General features: G+C 65.2%; 17 protein-coding genes. 7 read left to right on the top strand and 10 right to left on the bottom strand.

Translation table 11 applies throughout. From position 1 onward, the window contains the following. The first annotated feature begins 40 nt into the window (after nt 1-40). The 3 genes from AC5P8D_RS16980 (at nt 41) to AC5P8D_RS16970 (ending at nt 1,814) form a co-directional block, all read left to right on the top strand. Nucleotides 41-457 carry a hypothetical protein gene (locus tag AC5P8D_RS16980; protein WP_159359727.1) on the top strand — a complete coding sequence of 139 codons (417 nt, stop codon included), beginning with the start codon at nt 41-43 and terminating at the stop codon, nt 455-457. A gap of 69 nt (nt 458-526) precedes the next feature. Then, entirely contained in the window at nt 527-907 is a 381-nt protein-coding gene (locus AC5P8D_RS16975) for a hypothetical protein (protein WP_100447538.1), read from the top strand. Next, complete coding sequence (locus tag AC5P8D_RS16970) at nt 888-1,814, top strand: class I SAM-dependent methyltransferase (protein ID WP_425541603.1); 927 nt, start codon at nt 888-890, stop codon at nt 1,812-1,814. Before AC5P8D_RS16975 ends, AC5P8D_RS16970 begins: the two co-directional genes overlap by 20 nt. A gap of 3 nt (nt 1,815-1,817) precedes the next feature. On the opposite strand, the gene AC5P8D_RS16965 is transcribed toward AC5P8D_RS16970, so the two are convergent. Together AC5P8D_RS16965 and AC5P8D_RS16960 are read right to left on the bottom strand one after the other, a co-directional pair. Beyond that, entirely contained in the window at nt 1,818-2,786 is a 969-nt protein-coding gene (locus tag AC5P8D_RS16965; protein WP_164193595.1) for a polysaccharide deacetylase family protein, read from the bottom strand. Nucleotides 2,787-2,856: 70 nt separating this feature from the next. After that, complete coding sequence (locus AC5P8D_RS16960) at nt 2,857-3,516, bottom strand: hypothetical protein (RefSeq protein WP_043399894.1); 660 nt, start codon at nt 3,514-3,516, stop codon at nt 2,857-2,859. A 133-nt stretch (nt 3,517-3,649) separates the two neighbouring features. Here AC5P8D_RS16960 and AC5P8D_RS16955 point away from each other — a divergent pair, with 133 nt between their 5' ends. Continuing rightward, nucleotides 3,650-4,330 (top strand): hypothetical protein, encoded by a 681-nt coding sequence (locus AC5P8D_RS16955; RefSeq protein ID WP_433897236.1) that lies wholly within the window; start codon nt 3,650-3,652, stop codon nt 4,328-4,330. A gap of 91 nt (nt 4,331-4,421) precedes the next feature. Here the strand turns inward: AC5P8D_RS16955 and AC5P8D_RS16950 are convergent, their stop codons facing one another. Beyond that, nucleotides 4,422-4,595 carry a hypothetical protein gene (locus AC5P8D_RS16950; protein WP_005412082.1) on the bottom strand — a complete coding sequence of 58 codons (174 nt, stop codon included), beginning with the start codon at nt 4,593-4,595 and terminating at the stop codon, nt 4,422-4,424. 9 nt (nt 4,596-4,604) lie between these two features. Continuing rightward, the gene (locus AC5P8D_RS16945) at nt 4,605-5,417 is read right to left on the bottom strand and encodes an alpha/beta fold hydrolase (protein ID WP_495203514.1); all 813 of its coding nucleotides are present in this window, start codon (nt 5,415-5,417) and stop codon (nt 4,605-4,607) included. 221 nt (nt 5,418-5,638) lie between these two features. Between AC5P8D_RS16945 and AC5P8D_RS16940 the strand changes: the two genes are divergently transcribed. Together AC5P8D_RS16940 and AC5P8D_RS16935 are read left to right on the top strand one after the other, a co-directional pair. Continuing rightward, entirely contained in the window at nt 5,639-6,118 is a 480-nt protein-coding gene (locus AC5P8D_RS16940) for a nuclear transport factor 2 family protein (protein ID WP_495203513.1), read from the top strand. A 76-nt stretch (nt 6,119-6,194) separates the two neighbouring features. Further along, nucleotides 6,195-6,611, top strand: coding sequence for an XVIPCD domain-containing protein (locus AC5P8D_RS16935; RefSeq protein ID WP_495203512.1), 417 nt, complete (start codon nt 6,195-6,197; stop codon nt 6,609-6,611). A 62-nt stretch (nt 6,612-6,673) separates the two neighbouring features. Here the strand turns inward: AC5P8D_RS16935 and AC5P8D_RS16930 are convergent, their stop codons facing one another. From AC5P8D_RS16930 to AC5P8D_RS16915, 4 genes are all read right to left on the bottom strand, one after another. Beyond that, the gene (locus tag AC5P8D_RS16930) at nt 6,674-7,744 is read right to left on the bottom strand and encodes an XVIPCD domain-containing protein (RefSeq protein ID WP_495203511.1); all 1,071 of its coding nucleotides are present in this window, start codon (nt 7,742-7,744) and stop codon (nt 6,674-6,676) included. 35 nt (nt 7,745-7,779) lie between these two features. Beyond that, nucleotides 7,780-8,355 carry a hypothetical protein gene (locus AC5P8D_RS16925; protein WP_010484173.1) on the bottom strand — a complete coding sequence of 192 codons (576 nt, stop codon included), beginning with the start codon at nt 8,353-8,355 and terminating at the stop codon, nt 7,780-7,782. A 143-nt stretch (nt 8,356-8,498) separates the two neighbouring features. Continuing rightward, nucleotides 8,499-9,644: a YncE family protein gene (locus AC5P8D_RS16920; protein ID WP_171953760.1), complete on the bottom strand. Its 1,146-nt coding sequence runs from the start codon at nt 9,642-9,644 to the stop codon at nt 8,499-8,501. 168 nt (nt 9,645-9,812) lie between these two features. After that, a complete protein-coding gene (locus AC5P8D_RS16915) occupies nt 9,813-10,739 on the bottom strand; it encodes an XVIPCD domain-containing protein (RefSeq protein WP_043399915.1) in 927 nt (308 codons plus the stop codon). Nucleotides 10,740-10,954: 215 nt separating this feature from the next. On the opposite strand from AC5P8D_RS16915, the gene AC5P8D_RS16910 reads away from it, so the two are divergent. Further along, nucleotides 10,955-11,824: a hypothetical protein gene (locus AC5P8D_RS16910; protein ID WP_043399917.1), complete on the top strand. Its 870-nt coding sequence runs from the start codon at nt 10,955-10,957 to the stop codon at nt 11,822-11,824. Between the two features lie 218 nt (nt 11,825-12,042). Here the strand turns inward: AC5P8D_RS16910 and AC5P8D_RS16905 are convergent, their stop codons facing one another. Further along, nucleotides 12,043-12,681 (bottom strand): hypothetical protein, encoded by a 639-nt coding sequence (locus AC5P8D_RS16905; protein ID WP_152609496.1) that lies wholly within the window; start codon nt 12,679-12,681, stop codon nt 12,043-12,045. Between the two features lie 44 nt (nt 12,682-12,725). After that, nucleotides 12,726-16,070, bottom strand: coding sequence for an XVIPCD domain-containing protein (locus tag AC5P8D_RS16900; protein ID WP_495203510.1), 3,345 nt, complete (start codon nt 16,068-16,070; stop codon nt 12,726-12,728). Nucleotides 16,071-16,088: the final 18 nt, after the last annotated feature.

Here is a 16,088-nt window from a genome sequence, read left to right as displayed (position 1 = left end):
GCTGCCTACACTAGCCGCACCTGCCCCGTAGGGACATCCCATGCGCACGCTCCGCCTGCTGCTGCCCGGTGCCCTCCTGCTGCTCACCGCCTGCAGTGGCGACGCCGGGCTTCCTTTCAGCGCCGACCCGTTGCAGGGCTGCTTCGCCACCGGCGCGCGCAAACCGGCCGATTTCCGCATCGACAGGGAAGGCGGCCAGTACTTCGTCTCCTTCAGCCGCGGCGACCAGTGGCAGCGCGAGCCGAATGCTCTGCACAAGGCCACCCGCAGCGAGATCAGCCGCTACTTCCGCGATGACGCCGAGCAGATCGACAGCGCGCTGATCCGCATGGCCGGCGGCTTCGGCATCTTCCACTTCAACAAGGGCGCGACGCTGAAGGGCAAGGCCAGTGATAGTGACTACATGGCGCTGATGCTGATCGGGGCTGGGCCGGTGTATGCGGTGAAGTGCCCGTAAGACGCAATGATTCTGATGGCGACTCAGGGCACTATGGGCGCATCCTGTCTTCTTTAAGGAGCGATGCCAATGCTGCTGTTTCTGCTGCTTGCGGTAAGCGCGCCGAAGACCCAGGGTGCCTATGACGAAGTCCGGCAGCTGCCCGATGGCCAGATCCTGATAATGCGCACTCTGGATTGGGACCTCGGCGATGGCACGAAGGAGCGCGTCATCGTGCACTGGCTGCTGCAGGAGGACGGCCGCATGCGCTACGACTTCGATCGGCAGCCACCGCAAACCCAGGAGGCCCATCGTCGATCGTGCGCGCGGCAGGGCATGCAGCCGTCGCGTGGCGTCGGCATGATCGCGGGGGAAGGGACCACACACGGTTACAGCTGCACCAGCGCTAGCGTCGGGCCCACGCCCGACTCCTCCCTGCCTGCATCCACGCATGGCGTGGACCTACTTTGACATCGGCTTGGCTCTACAACAGCTGCGGTACCATGCCCTCCCCCGAACCGCCCCGGTACCCGCCGTGCCCCATTACACCGGCCCCCTGCTGACCCGCGACAGCGCTGACACCCTGCGCCGTGCCCATGACAAGGGCGCTGCCGACTGGCAGGGTTCGCTCGACCTCGGCCGCAGCGAGGACAGCGTGGCGCTGGATGCCGACGGCTTCCGCTTCCGTGGCCAGCCCTACCCGTGGCCGGGCAAGCTGAAGGACCGCACGCTGTACTACTGGGACGGCGAGGAATTCGCGCCGATCTCGCGTTACAGCGGTTCGCTGATCAAGCTGGTGCCGACCGAATGGGGCGCACCGACCTTCGAGATCGACGGCATCAAGATGCTGCCGACCTCCAAGCTGTCACCCTTCGAGGATGCGCGCCGCAAGGTGGAGCTGGTCGCCCCGGCCGGCAAGGTCATCCTCGATACCTGCGGCGGCCTGGGCTACTTCGCCGCCTGCGCGCTGGAGGCCGGCGTCGGCCAGATCCGCTCGTTCGAGAAGAATGCCGACGTGATGTGGATGCGCACGCTCAACCCGTGGTCGCCGGATCCAGACTCGGCTGCCGCAGGTGGCCGCCTGCAGTTCAGCCACGGCGATGTCTCGCAGCAGATCGAACAGGTGGCCAGCAACAGTGTCGACGCGATCCTGCACGACCCGCCGCGCTTTGGCATCGCCGGCGAGTTGTACTCGCAGGTGTTCTACGACCACCTCGCCCGCGTCATCCGCAAGGGTGGCCGCCTGTTCCACTACACCGGTGCGCCGAACAAGCTGACCAGCGGCCGCGATGTGCCGCGTGAAGTGGCCAAGCGCCTGGAAAAGGCCGGTTTCAAGGCCGAGCTGGCGCTTGACGGCGTGCTGGCCGTCAAACGCTGAGCCTCACTCCGAATCCACCTTGGCCAGCTTCATCACCCACGCCGGCACCTCGGGTTCACCGGCGTAGAACTCCTTCGGTTTCTTCTCCGCCATCGCCCAGCGGTGCAACCAGCTCGGGCCGTAACGGCCGCTGTAGCCTTCGGCACCACGTGCATAGGCCGGGTCACGCATCGCTTCATCCAGTGAGATGAAGCGATAGCCGCGGCGCTTCGTCGCCGCCACCAGTTCGGCAAACGTGGCTGCATTGAGTTCGTTGGCGTGCATCAGCCAGACCTGTGGCAGCGCGTAGCCCAGCAGTGCCTGCGACTGCTTCTCGTAGTAGTCCAGCTTGTTCAGCATGTACGGCACGTAGCCCTTGCGCAGCTGTGCCAGCGTCGCCTCGCGCGCCGGTGAATCCGGCTGCTCGTTCATCACGTTGGCGTAGGCGAACGCCCACACCCACTCGCCGTTGTCGACCGTCACCGGTGCCACGCGGTAGCCATGCTGCTTGAAGAACGCGTCCATCTCCGCGCGTTCTTCCGGCGTGCGCCCGGCACGCAGATAGGGGTGACGCATCCACTGCGGCTTCAGCCCACGCTCGGCCAGCAACGGCCGCAGCACCGTCTCGCCACGCAGGAAATCCTGCTGGAACGCAGGCACGCCCTTGGCATTCAGGTCCATGTGCGAGTAGGTGTGGTTGCCCAGCGCATAACCGGCGTCCAGCCAGTCGCGCAGCATCTGCGCCCGCGCCGGCTGCACCTGCCCGTCGATCTCAAGCTTGTTCCCGTTGACGAAGCCGACTACCGGCACACCCGCCTGGTGCAGCTGCGCCATCAGCGCTTCATGCCGCGACTGCAGGTCCGGCGGAACGATCTGGTCCACCCGCGCCCACGGCAGGTCGTCGATGGTCACCGCAATCCGGCGATCCACTTCGGCGGCGTGCACCGCCAACGAACACAGCAGCAATGGCACAGCACGCAGCAACCAACGCATCAGCACATCCTTGCAGGAGCGAAGTGCTGACTTTAGCGCGATTGTGGATGCATGGTCGGCCACGCACCCGCTATGGGCTGCGCGACTGCACCTGACGCTCGCGCACGATCGCCCGCCACAGCATGAATCCCGCAGCCATCGCCATCAGCATCAACGCGACCAGCACCAGGGCAAGGTCATCGGGATTGCGCAGCAGCGGCGCGTGCTCGCGGGTGAGGATGCCGAATACCACCTGTTGCGCCTGTGCCAGCGGCAGCCGGCCCTGCTCGCCCAGTTCCACCAGGCACGCCGCTGGGGACAGTTTGGCTACGCTGATCCACGCCATGTCGTACAGATGCAATGCCCTGACGGCCAGCGCCAGGATCGCGGCGTGCAGCGCCATCACGCCCCAGTTGGCGCGTCGCAGGCGTTCCGACAAGCGGCCCAGGCGGTAGACACTGATCGACATCGCGCCCAGCAGCGCCAGTGCCACGCCTGCCATCGGAATCCACTGCAACGGTTGCCATGGTGCAAGCGCAGTGGACCGCGCCAGCAGCTGTTCGGCCACCTGCATGCGCGCGACCGGGTCAGGCCCACCGCATGCGTCATCCACCGGCTCCAGCAGCAGTCCCACGCGGTAGTGGAAGAAGCCGGCTGCAAGCGCTACCGCCAGCAGCGCCACCACCTGCAGTGCCAGCAGGATCGGGCCAGGACCACAGATACGAGAGAAGCGGGTAGCAGCAGAGACCATCGGTTCATCCGTGACAACAAAGGACCATCCTAACCAAGCGCCCTGTGCTTGTCGGCTGGCGGATACGACAACCGTCGCGTGGTCCCGGTAGGATGTGGATGAGCATGGATGGTCGTATGTAGAGGTGTTGTGGATGGTCACGCTGTATCTGTGGGTGAGAACGCTGCTTCCGCTGCTGGCATTCGTGATCGCGTGGATGCTGCTGTCGCGCCTGATCAAGGCCCGCGTGGCGCGCCTTCCACGGGTTCCCTTGAACCTGCCCGAGCACAGCACCAGCCCGCGCCGGAAGGACCGGCGCATCTACGCACGCAAACTGCGGCGCAGACCCAGCCTGCGCACCGCAACGCGCCCGGCCACCGCGCCACGCAGCTGGAACCTCGCGGCGGTGTTCGTCTCGTTCTCCGCATTGATCGCCACCGTGCTGGTCATGCCGGATGGCGCGCGCTTCCAGGTCATGGTCGAGAGCCTCACTGGCTACCCGGCCACGATTGCAGAAGTACAGGTTCCCGCTGCCGGGCAGCCTCTCGTGCTGCAGGCGTGGCAGCCCGCACTGGCGCAGCTGTCGCGGCCGGTAGCGATGCGCTACCCGATCGGGCGCACCGGCGGCGAGCATGAGGCACGCGCCACGCTACCGGTACAGGTGAGGCATCAGGGTGATCGGCTGCAGGTGGCTACGGCCGTGCCGGTGGATTCCGATGTGCTGCATACAGAGCTTGCGCGCCTGGCGGGGCTTCCGGTTGAGGCCATCACCGTCCGCCAGAAAAAGATCGCGCCCTGGCTGGAACCCGGCTGGACGCCGCTGGCCAACCTGTAGAGCCGAGCCCACGCTCGGCTGCTTTTGCAGTAGATCCACGCCATGCGTGGATGGATGCAGAGCGGAGTCGAGCATGGCTCAACTCTACAGATCACGATCCGCGCGGCAGCTTCGCCGCCCACATGTTGTCCACCAGATTCGGGTAACGCCGTCCATTCTCTTCCGCCCGCTGTCGCGCCGCCTCTTTCTGCGCAGGCGACAGCGGCTGCGAGGTCTGGCCCTTGGGGTTGGGCTTCTTCCACGGGGGTGTCTTGGTCTGGCGCATGGCCGCAGCTTACCGCTTCAGGAAGTTCAGCAGCGCCAGATTGAAGTGGTCCGCATGGCTGGTATTGCACCCATGTGGTGCGCCTTCCAGGATCACCACTTCGCTGCCCGGAATGGTCCGGTGCGTGCGCTGCCCGGAACCTTCGAACGGCACGATCGCGTCGCTGTCACCGTGCAGGATCAGGGTTGGCACCGTGATCTTCTTCAGATCGTCGCGGAAGTCGGTAGTCGCGAACGCGTGCATGCAACCCAGCGCCGCCGTCTGATCGGATTGATGGCACAGCGCGATGGCCGCCTGACGCGTCTCTTCGGTCACCATCAGCTGGCCATTGGCACTGAAGAAATCGCGGGTGAAGCCATCGAAGAAGGCTTCGCGGTCCTTCTCCAGACCGCTGCGCATTTCATCGGCCTTCTCCTGGGTGAGTGGACCTTCCGGATTGTCCTCGCCGCGCAGCAGATACGGCGGCACGGCGGCTGCAAACACCACGCTGTGCAGGCGCTCCTGCCCGTGATTGGCCACATAGCGCGCCACCTCACCGCCGCCCATCGAGAAGCCGACCAGGGTGACGTCGCGCAGGTCACGTTCCTCGATCACCCCGGCCAGATCCGCCGCCAGCGTGTCGTAGTCGTAACCTTCTGCCGGCTTGTCAGAACGGCCGAAGCCACGACGGTCGTAGCTGAGCACCCGGTGCTGGGCGTCGCGCAGGATCGACACCTGCGTCTTCCAGGCATCGGCGGACAGCGGCCAACCGTGAATCAGAATGACCGGGCGGCCATCGCCACCGGTGTCTTCAACGTGCAGGCGGACGCGGGAAGCAGGCATGGGAGCTCCTGTGGAAGGGGAGGCTTTCAGGCTATGGGTCGGCTCCTATCGCGACTGTGATGGAATCGCCGGCCGCCATGACACCACCTGCACAGGCCACGCCACCCGGCCAATCCATAGATGCGGGCATTCACTCCCTGGAAATCCCGTTTCGTCGCAGGGCGGCTGCGGCCCCCGGAGCGCCGTGCGAGCCTGCGTGAATCCCGTCCTGGAGCCTCGCCATGCTGCTGCTCACCCTGCCCCTGCTTGCTGCCGGCCTGGCCGCCGCCCCGAGCGCTAACGAAACCCTGCGCGAGCAGATCCGCCAGGCCGACGCGCAGCTGTTCGCCGCCGCGTTCGACGACTGCGACCCCGACAAGGCCGCGACCATGACCACTGAAGACATGGAGTTCTTCCATGACAAGGCGGGCAAGTCCGCCAGCAAGCGTGACGACTTCCGCCGCAGCGTGGTCGCCCTGTGCGAGAGCACCCGCGCCAACCACATCCATCTGCGCCGCGAACTGGTGGAAAGCTCGCTGCAGGTGTTTCCGCTGCACGACGATCGCGCCCTGGAGATCGGCGACCACCGCTTCCACGAGCGCGATGCAAACAGCATCGAGCACTGGACCGGCCAGGCCCGCTTCATCCAGGTCTGGCGCCGCGTGGACGGGCGCTGGCTGGCCGAGCGGGTGATCAGCTACGATCATCGGCCGGCGGACTGATCACCGCGATGCGGTGGTTCACGGACCGGTTCTATACTGCCCAGGTCCATCACGACCTACCGCTGCAGATCGCCCCATGGCAGAGATCACCCCCAACCATCCCGAGTACGGCCTCAACCAACAGATCCGCCAGGGCGTGGCCGCCCTGGACGCGCAGCATGGCCGCCCGTTCGATCAGACCAGCGAGCGTCTGGCCGCCAGCCTGACCGTGCTCGCCCGCGAGCAGGGCCTGCAGCAGGTCGACCACGTGCTGGTCAGCAACGCCACGGCCAACCAGCCGGCGGGACACAACATCTTCGTGGTACAGGGCGACCCGGCCAATCCGGCGCACCTGCGGGCGATGATGCCGACCGCAGTGGCCGCGCAGACGCCGGTGGAGCAGTCGATGCAGAAGCTCGGCATTGCCCCGCAGCAGCCGGCCATCGGGCAGCTGCCCGAGCAGCAGGTCCGTGAGCAGGAACAACAGCAGAACCCGGCACACCGCCTGGGCTGAGCCGCCTCCAGCGTTACCGGCGGCCCACCGCGAGAACGTCGACTCGCCGTGCGCTTGCTGCCCTAGGCCATGCGCGGCCCGGACTGCTCCTGCACCTGGCGCTGCTGCAGTTCATCCTGCGTGCGCGCCTGCCCAGACTGCGACAGCTGCTCAGCGCGCTCGAACGAGGTTTCTGCCGGTGTCTGCGCGGCCACCGCCGTTGGCATGCTGGCCCGCAACTGTGCCGGGTCGTTGCGCTCCCCCTGGACGATGAAGATGCTCTGCGCCACATCGGCCTGCGCGGTGCGATCGCTCAACAGCACATGGTCGACCTGGGTCAGGCCATTGGCCTTGGCCAGCGCGTACAGGCTGGCACTGATGTTCTCGCTGGTGGCATCGAAGGCACGGCCCCGCTCTGCATCGAGCCGGGCCACGCCCTGGTGGATCTGCGAGAGCAGCGGGTCGTTGCTGTGCCAGCCCAGACGATCACCGCTTCGTTCGCCCATGCCCTCGGCATCACTCAGCATGTGTTGCTTGAGACTGCGCTCCGGCAGGGGATTGGTTTTCCTCTGGTTGAGCTCGCTGTCCGGAAACGGCGGATCAATGCTGTCCACACCGTGGATGTTGCGCAGCGGTCGGAATGCATCCTTGCCTGCCCCCTTGATGTCAAGAGGAATGCGAACATCCGGAAGAAGCTGGCCGGCGGGACCACCCAACGCGTTCACGTCGATGCTGCTTTTCCGCTGGATGCCCGCGTGATTCAGCGCTTCCCAAGTGAAGTCCACGCAGTTGTGGCGAACATCCTGATAGTGCTTGCTGAAACCGAATTTCTCCGGGTCCGAGCCGAACTGCTGGAGCTTCCTGTACTGATCTTCGCTGATCTCGAGGGTACGGGTGTAGCGCGGGTCTCTATAGACCGTTGCGTCATCCTCCATGATGGCGCCAGGACCATTCATGCTTCCGTGCTCCTTGGGAGCAAATCCATAGCTCTTCGCAGGCACGCCGGGTGCATGCAGGACGTAGAACATATGTCCTGGGGCGGACGTCTGCGGAACACCCTCAGTGTCGACGGCCGGCTTGTGCGTCCTGGGGTCGATCAGCGGTGTGCCAGGTGCAGCAATAACGATCTCTACGGTATAGCGCGGCTTGTCCATAAGGTGATTCTTTCGTTCCTTCCAGTGGTAAGTGATTACTTGCCTGGCGGCCGGGCTGCGTGTACCCGCAACTGAGCCGAGTAGTGCTGCAGTTCCGGCGAGGCCTGCGCAGTGCGAACCTGTACGCGATAGCGGGTATCAAGCTCCAGTGGCAGAGCAACCAGGCTCAGCGTGTATTGGCCGTCACTGCCCATGTGCGGCGACGTATACCGCCATTCGCTGGATGCATGCCATTCCGGAAGCTGTTCACCTGCATTGAGCACCCCGGCCTGATAGCTGTCGTAGGTGGGAACATCCTTCCAGGCATCAGTGCCCCATTGCTGCAGGGTCACCTCGAACGGGACCCTTGATGTGCCCACGTCAGGCTCGTCCGGCCTTCGTGTCCCTTGGCGCTGCAACTCCAGCTCCAGCGCATACGTGCGACCCGGCTTGAAGTTGCGGGCATTCGTCTCGAACTCGAACCGCACCGCCTGGCCGGGCTCGGCAACGATAATTGGCTTGACCAGATCCAGTGGCTCCGGCGCATCCGGTACGCGGCTGCTGCAGGCGCCGAGTGCGCCCGCCAGCGTGAAGACCAGGCCGGCGCGCAGCCAGCGGTGGATACCCAGCATGATTCAGATCCTTTGGCTCCCTGCCATGAGGTTCAACCCTAGCCGCCGGCTGCTGGCGCCGCAACCGGCCAATGAAAAAGGCAGGGTCTTCACCCTGCCTTCTTCACGCGGCTCGCCGCCGGGCGTGCCCCGGCGTCACCCCATTACAGCTGAATCCGTGCCACGCTCTCGTCAGCGCCCTTGTCATCCTTCTCGCCGTTCTTGATGCTCACGAACAACACGTTGTTCTTCGCATCCAGCGCCAAGCTGTTCGGGTGGGTCGGCACCTTGTAGGTCGCCACCTTCTGGTAGCTGTCACTGTTGTAGGCGGTCACCGTACCGGCTTCGCGGTTGGTCACGTACAGGCGCTTGCGCGGTGCATCCAGCAGGATGCCCAGCGGGCCGGCGTCGGTCGGGATGCTGGCCAGTTCCTTGCCGGTGCTGCGGTCGAGCACCAGCACGCGCTGGCCCGGATGCTTGCTGACCAGCCCGCTGCTCTTGGCCTGGTAGCCACGCAGGAATTCCGAGCCCTGGTCGGTCACGAACAGGCGCTTGCCGGCCGGGTCCAGCGCGATGTTCATCGGCTGCTCGGCGGCGATCCTGTGCTGCGCCACCACCTTGTTCGAATCGGTGCCCACCACCACCAGGTCGGCCAGCAGGTTGCTGGTGTAGACGCGCTTGTTGGCCGCATCCAGCGCCAGGCCCGGCGCCTTGGCATTGCCCAGGCCGTCGATGGTGTTGATCACCTTCAGCGTGGTGGTATCGATCACGAACAGCACGCTGCTCACGTCCGGCTGGCTGCTGTGGCCGGTCACGTACAGGCGGTTGGCCGCACTGTCGACCACCAGCTCGCGCAGGTCGTGGGTGTAGGCGGCCTTGCCGTCCTTGCCGGTCTTCTTTTCCATCAACTGGATGGTGCCGACGGCCTTGTTCTGCGCGGTGTCGACCACCGTCACCGACAGGTCCACGGTGTTGCCCACGTACAGGCGGTTGTGGGCGTCATCCAACACCACGCCGAACGCCTTGCGCTCCAGCGGGATGCGGGTTTCCACGGCCAGCGTGGCCGGGTTCAGGCGCAGCACCTGGGCCGGGCCGGCGTCATCGCCGAAGCCGCCGGACGAGGCCACGAACACGGCGTTCTGCTTCGGGCTGTAGGCCAGCTCGTACAGGCCCTTGGCCACGGCCTGGCGCTGTACGGCGGCGGTGGCACTGGCGGCGGGTGCGTTGTCGGCGAACGCCGAGGGCACGCCGAGGCTGAGCGAAACGGCAACGGCCAGGGCGGCCGAGCGGAAGAGAGGATTACGGAACATGCGAGCGTCCTTGAATGGGCACGGGAAGGTGTCCTGGCTCGCTGGGCCGTACTGCGACGGCCCGCCCCGCATCTGTCTGCGCGGGGTGGGCTGGCTGGGGTTGGCGGGGGAATGGTAGCAGGTGGGGGGGCGTGGCGTGCGCCTGCACACGTATGGCAGGCGCGCGGGTTACTGCTCCTTCAACCGCAGCGAATCGGCCACATCGGTCTTGGCCGCCACTTCGGTGGCGATGCTGGCGCGGCGGTGCCCCGGGTCATTACGATCGCCCTGCACGATGAAGATGCTCTCTGCCGCATGGCTGCTCTTCGTTGGCTGGCTGAGCAGCACGTGGTCCACGCGCGAGAGATTGTTCTGCTTGGCCAGCACCAGCAGGCTGGCGCTGATGCGCTGGCTGGCGGCATCGAAGGGGCGCCCGTGCGCGGCATCCAGTTCGGCCACTTTCTGGATCAGCTGCGAGAACAGGCGATGGTCCGGATGCGAGGGGTCCAGCAGCGTGCCGGCCACTTCAATCGGCGTCGGCGGCGGCTCATCGCTGGCACGGTCGCCCTCACGATGATGTTCGGCCTCGCGCTCGGGCATCGCGTGGTGGGTTTCGGCATTCAGATCGCTGCCCGGGAACGGCGCGGCAATGCACTGGATTTCCGGCAGGTTGAACAGCACCGCGAACTCGCCCAGGTTGCTGCCGCCATCCAGCGGCGCCGGCAGCGGATGCAGGCCGGCGTAGTGCAGCGCCGCCCAGACGAAATCGCTGCAGCGGTTGATGGTGGCCGGGCGATCCACGTCGAATTCGAACTCGGCCGGCTCCTCGGCGAAATCACGCAGGCAGCCGTAGTGCTCCTCGGTGATTTCCACGGTGCGGCTGTAGTACGGGTCCAGATGTTCGTCGGCATCATCGTGGCGCACCTGCGCGTACTGCGCGCCGGTGGCGGCTTCGCCCGGCGCGTGGCGCGGTGGTGCGAAGCCGTAGCTGTGGGCCTCGTCGCCCGCGGCTACCTGCAGGTACATATGGCCGCGCGGCGAGATACCTCCACTCTTCAGTGGAGTGCCGGGCGCGGCCAGGTACAGCGTTGCGGTGTAGCGTGTTGCCTGCTCCATGCCTGTTCAGCCTTGATGGGTACTGCGGTCCTGGCTGGATGATGGCATAGGTGGGATAGGGGGTAGGTGGAGGAATAGAGGCGACCGATCGCGGCTTGCTGAATATGTGAGCCAGCGTGCAGTAATGGACCCGGGCGCGAGCAAGGTCGCCGCAGCGACTGGAGCTTGCCATTCCACCGACCTATAGTCGTTTCGATCATGCAAGGGAATCGCCCATGAGCAGAGCACCGGCTTTCCGGCTTGCCTCTTTCGCCCTGGTGGCCGTGCTGAGCACCACCGCCTGCGCCAAGGGCCCATCGACGGAAAAGGCCCTGAGCGGAACCCCCATGTCCGAAACCGCAACCAGCCCACGTACGGTGAGCGGACAGACCTACAAGACGCAGCCGGTAGAGGCTCGGCTTGGCCCGCACCGCTTCATGTTCCCGGCCAACCTCTACTACAACCAGACGGGCCCCCTGGCCGATGGGGGCGTCATGCTCACGGTGTTCTGGCCGGATTTCGATGCAGCGCCGCCCGGTGATCGCCCGGTGCGCAGCACGCAGGACAGCCGGCGGCAGGTGCTGGTCGAGCTTAGATACATCGATCGCGTTCCCATCCAGAACTATCTGGCGCGTCGGTCCAGTAGTGAAGCCACCAGCGCGCCGGGATCACTGGAGCGAAGGGACCCGGTAGAGAACCTCGCGCTGCGCGTTGCACAACCCGAACGCTGGGGTCTGACGCCGTATGCGATTGACCCATCGTTGATGGCAGCCTATGCAAAGGACTCGGAGGCTGCGCTGGGCAGGCCTTACGTGCACAACCCGGGTATGGAGCCAGACTGGTATGTGGCCCGCTCGGTGGAGGGCCAACTGACAACGTTCATCAGCTGCGACCCGGCAGATCGGATTCCTGACGGACTTGTAGCTCAGGGAAAGACACTTAAACGCGCAGGAGAAGGCCAGATCGCAATGTGCCGCCATTCCATCGTGGATGTTGGCGACAGCATCGCCATCGAGATGAACTATGCACGCGTCATGCTGAGCGACTGGCAGCGCCTGGAAACCAGCGTGCGTGATCTTCTGAGCCGCTATCGCGTTCAGTCGTAAACGCTGGAGATCCGGGCGCTCGGCTTCAACCCAGACAGGCACCCGCCGAGGGTCATCACAGCCAAAGACGCTTCTGCGCAGATCTCCTCCATCATGAGCCTGCGTCTACGCCAGTCCAGTTCGGAGAGGGAGACCGATGAATACGATCCCCGTCTATCGGCAGAATGGCGAGCTCACTTACCCGTGACACTCAGCGTGCCGGCGGTGGCGAGGCTGCCTTATTTGGGCCTGCGCAGGTAAGCAACCAGCAGTTCCGGGTGGAACGGCTCAAGCTGCGGCAAGGGCGAATGCAGTTGCACTTCAACCCGGTATCGGCCCGGCGAGGGATTGCGTGCCCATGCGAAGGCCAGCTGTGCGTAGGTATCACCGGGTCGTTCCAGCCCAGCATTCTGCAGCGCCAGTACGTCAGCATCGTCCAGCCACGCGCTGGTTACTCGACCATCGGCGGGGATGGGAATCGTCCGGGCAGGTTCCCCGATGATCGACTCCAGCCGGAGCAACGGCACGTCCTTCCATCCACCCGATTCCAGGCGCGCCATGAAGACGTTGGCCTGGAGCCCGGATGCCTGAACATCGACCAGTGCCTCCAGTGCCGCGACGTCGTCCGTACGATTGACCCGAATGCCGATCATGAGCGTTGGAGAGGAATTCCTGCTGGGAACATCCACATCGAATTCCACTGCCAATGGCTCATCCATTGGCGAGGTGGGCATGGCGCGCACAAGCGGCACCAGATCCGGACGATGGGCCTCTGCTATCGAGCCTGCGTCGCGAGCCGCCTCGGGTCGGCACCCCGTAGCCAGAAGAACGAGCAGTCCAGCGAGCATGCAGATCCGGCGCTTTCCTTGTGGCTTCATCTTCGGTCCTTTTCGCAGGTCGCCCAGTGCAGCTCACACGTTGATCATCCCGCGCTGGCCGCACGAATCTGGATGTCGTGCTGCACCCGCTGGTCTTCCAGCTGCTGATCCATCTGATTCGCAAGCGCACGCTGATGCGCTTCACGGCTGACAGAGTCGAACTGTTGCAGTGACTCTTCAACTGATGTCTGCGCCGCCAGCTCCGTCGGCATCGCAGCGCGCTGATGGGCCGGATTGCTGGGCTCACCCTGCACCACGAACAGCGTGTGCCCGGCCGGGTGTTCGCGCGTAGCGTTGCTCACCAGCACATGGTCCACCCGTTCCAGGTCGTTGTCCTTGGCCAGTACCAGAAGGCTGGCCGTCATGCGTTCGCTGACTTCATCGAAGCTGCGGCCGTGCTTGGCGTCCAGCGCTTCCACGCCCTCGCGGATCTGCTGATACAGCGCGTGATCGGGGTGGCCGGGCTGCGAAGGGTTCTGCAGCGCCAAGTTCGGGGCCGATGCCTCATCCGGTGCGGGCGCGACTGGCTCAGGGCTTGGCGCTATCGTGGGCTCGGCAGGAACGGTGACAGCCGCAGTGACAGGCTGGAGGTCATCCGATAGAGCCGGTTCGGGCTCTGGCACGTGTTGTGCCGCTTCCTGCTCCAAAGGCCATGGATCGCGCGAAGGCTCAGCAGGCAGCGGCTCCTTGAAGGGCAACGGTTCACTCTCCTGCACTATCATGTCCTGCTCTGGAGTGGGAGCAACCGCAGGTGCGACCATCTGCTCCGGCTCCGATGCCTGCTCTGTGCGCTGCGTGGGCATCATCTGCGTTGCCGCATCCAGGGGCGCGGCGACATGTGGCGTCGCGCGCTCAGGTGCGGCCGGGTGCGCCTGCATCGGCCCAGCCGGCTCCGGCGTCTGTGAGGCGGTACGGTTTTCGGTGGGCGCCTCGCTATTTGGATGGGGCTGAGGTTGCGGCTCCGCCTCACGCCGCGGCGGATCGCGCTGCTCGGCGTGCCGCTGAGGCTCAGGCTTGTCCTGTGGGGTGGGCGTAGGTGGTGGTGCGACCGTTATCGCTGGCGACGCTGCCGCAACCGCCGCAGGCGCGATGGGTTGCGCAGTCGCCGGCTCTTGAGGCCGCACTTCCATGTTCTCATCCTGCTCGGATGGCTTGTCGCCATGTGCAACCTGCGCGGCTGCTCGTGCAGCCTGTCCAGCATCCACCTGCGCAGCACCTTGCCGATTGGCCTCCTGCAGTGCCTGCCGGTAAGCCTCCTGCTCACCCGCCGACAGCGCAGCAATGCGCAGCTCGGGCGAGTCCGGCAACGGCGCTTGTTCATTGGCACGCGCGCGCACCTCATTCCATGCGGCCTGCAGCTCCTGCGTGCTGGTGGTAGCGACGGCGCGCGCCACGCCATCCTGACCTACCTGATAGTGCGTGATGGGCCGGGAGGCACCGGCGTTGCCCTCGGCTACAGGCCCCAGCTCCTGAAGCGTGGCCCCGGTTATGCCGTGCTGCTCGCGCGTGCGCGCCGTGGCCAGCGCAATCGCTTGCTCCCACGCCGGGGTCAGCGCAACGCCCGCAGCGTAGTAGCTGTGACGCAGCTCGTTCTGGTTCACTTCCGCCGCAGACGGCAATGGCCGCGCGTCCCATGCGGCGATGGTCTGGTTGAACTGATCGAGCGACGGCTGCTGGATGGTGCGGGTCAGTTCCAGCTCCAGCGCCATGTTCCCCTGCGCAATCTGGCCCGCATGGTTCCACTGCCCTGCTTCATCGCGCTGGTAGAGCTGGTTGTCCGAGCCCCGGATGGCGTCGGGCCTGGCACGCGCCTGCTCCACCGCTTCCGGCACCAGCGGCACGAAGTCGCTGGAACGGGTAGCAGCACGGGTCTCCAGGTAGCTGGCGGCAATCGCGGCCTTGCCGTTGGCGATGTTGTTCTCGATGCGCTGCACCGCCTCGCGATTCAACTCGTCGGCGCGCTCGGGGGTGGCGGTCTGCGTCTCGTACACCCCCCGGTCGTTAGCGCCGGACACGCCAATCTTGACCTGCCGCGTCCACTGCTCGGTCTGCGCATCGCGGTACCAGTTGGGATTGTCCAGACGGCCCTCGCCGTCCTTCGCCGGGATGCTGAAAGGATCCTGCGGCGGCGGCGCCTTGCCCAGCGCCAGCTCTACCGCTTTTACGTGGGCGTACGCACCCAGCTCGCGGGCCTTCTCGTAACTGGCGCCCACACTGCGCTCAGCCGGATTGCCCAGGCCGTCGCCTGCGCTGTCCATGACCGCCTGGCGCTGCCAGTTCAGGCCATTGAACTGCCACGTGACGCCGGCCTTGTCGGTCTGCCGGTAAATGGCGCGGTTGTCGAGCAGATCGGCGCCCTTGTCGAACGCCTTACTCATCAGCAGCGCATCGCCCGCGACGATGGCCGCAGGGACGAAGCTGGACGTGCCGATCACCGACGCGGTGGCCATGCCACCGACCCAGCCACCGCCGTTGCGTGCCAGAGCGTGGGTGAGCTCGGACTGGGCGGCGGCGCCGTTGCCTTCTTCCAGCAGCTGCGAGGTGCGACGGGCGGTGATGACAGCGTCGGCGCCAGAGGCGAGCAGGCCGCCGGATCGGATCAGTTGGCTGGTGGAGGCTTCGCCGAGGAGGAGGTCCATGGTGATGCCGCCTTGCTGCAAGCGAGGCGCACGAATGCGATAGGCAGCCTCCTCACCCAGCACACGCTCCACTTTCAGGATGCCGGGCTCCGACATGACAATCCGACCAGACTGTTGCGCTTCGGAGATTGCCGCCGACAAGCTGTTCTTCTGAAGCTCAAGATCACTTCCTTTAGTCAGCTTGGCGCCGAACTGATCATGGACATCCAGCAAAGCCACAATGCGCGATTCAGTCCTGGTCACTAGAAGATGCATTCGCTCGTCTGGACTCATGCCAGTCAACGCACCGTACTGCAAGGAGTGGACCTGCGCGTAGTGATCGACACTCCCGAAGAATGCCTGCGTTCGCGGCCTGATGGCATCTGAATCCATGCCAAGAGGGGCGTTCGTGTAAAGATCACCATTGACCAGGCCAATCGTCATTGTGTCGCGAAGGCCGTTGACCTGAGCTGCCACGCGCTGCATCGCAGCCACGTCACCGCGAAGCGCAGCTTGGCCGTCTGGTGATGCCTCGATCAGCTCCAGAGAAAAGGTGATTCCGTTCTGATAGTCCTTGATCGGCCCCCCGCCATGAGGGGACACCCCCATGGCAGCAGCGAGCTTCTTGTCTGCCGGCATGTAGAGCAGGTTCTCGAACACGTCCTTCTCAACGAGCTCTGCGTCCACCAATGCCTGCAGAAAATCGTTGTTATTGAAGGTTTGTTGCTCAAGCACATGGTGCTTCTGAAGAATCGGACTGTTGCGCGGCATAGAGCGACCTCTTCCTTG

Source organism: Stenotrophomonas sp. YJH_SMC_101-4 (genome assembly GCF_059370395.1).
The sequence above is the reverse complement of the archived record's forward strand: the minus strand, read 5'-3'. Positions and strand labels throughout refer to the sequence as shown.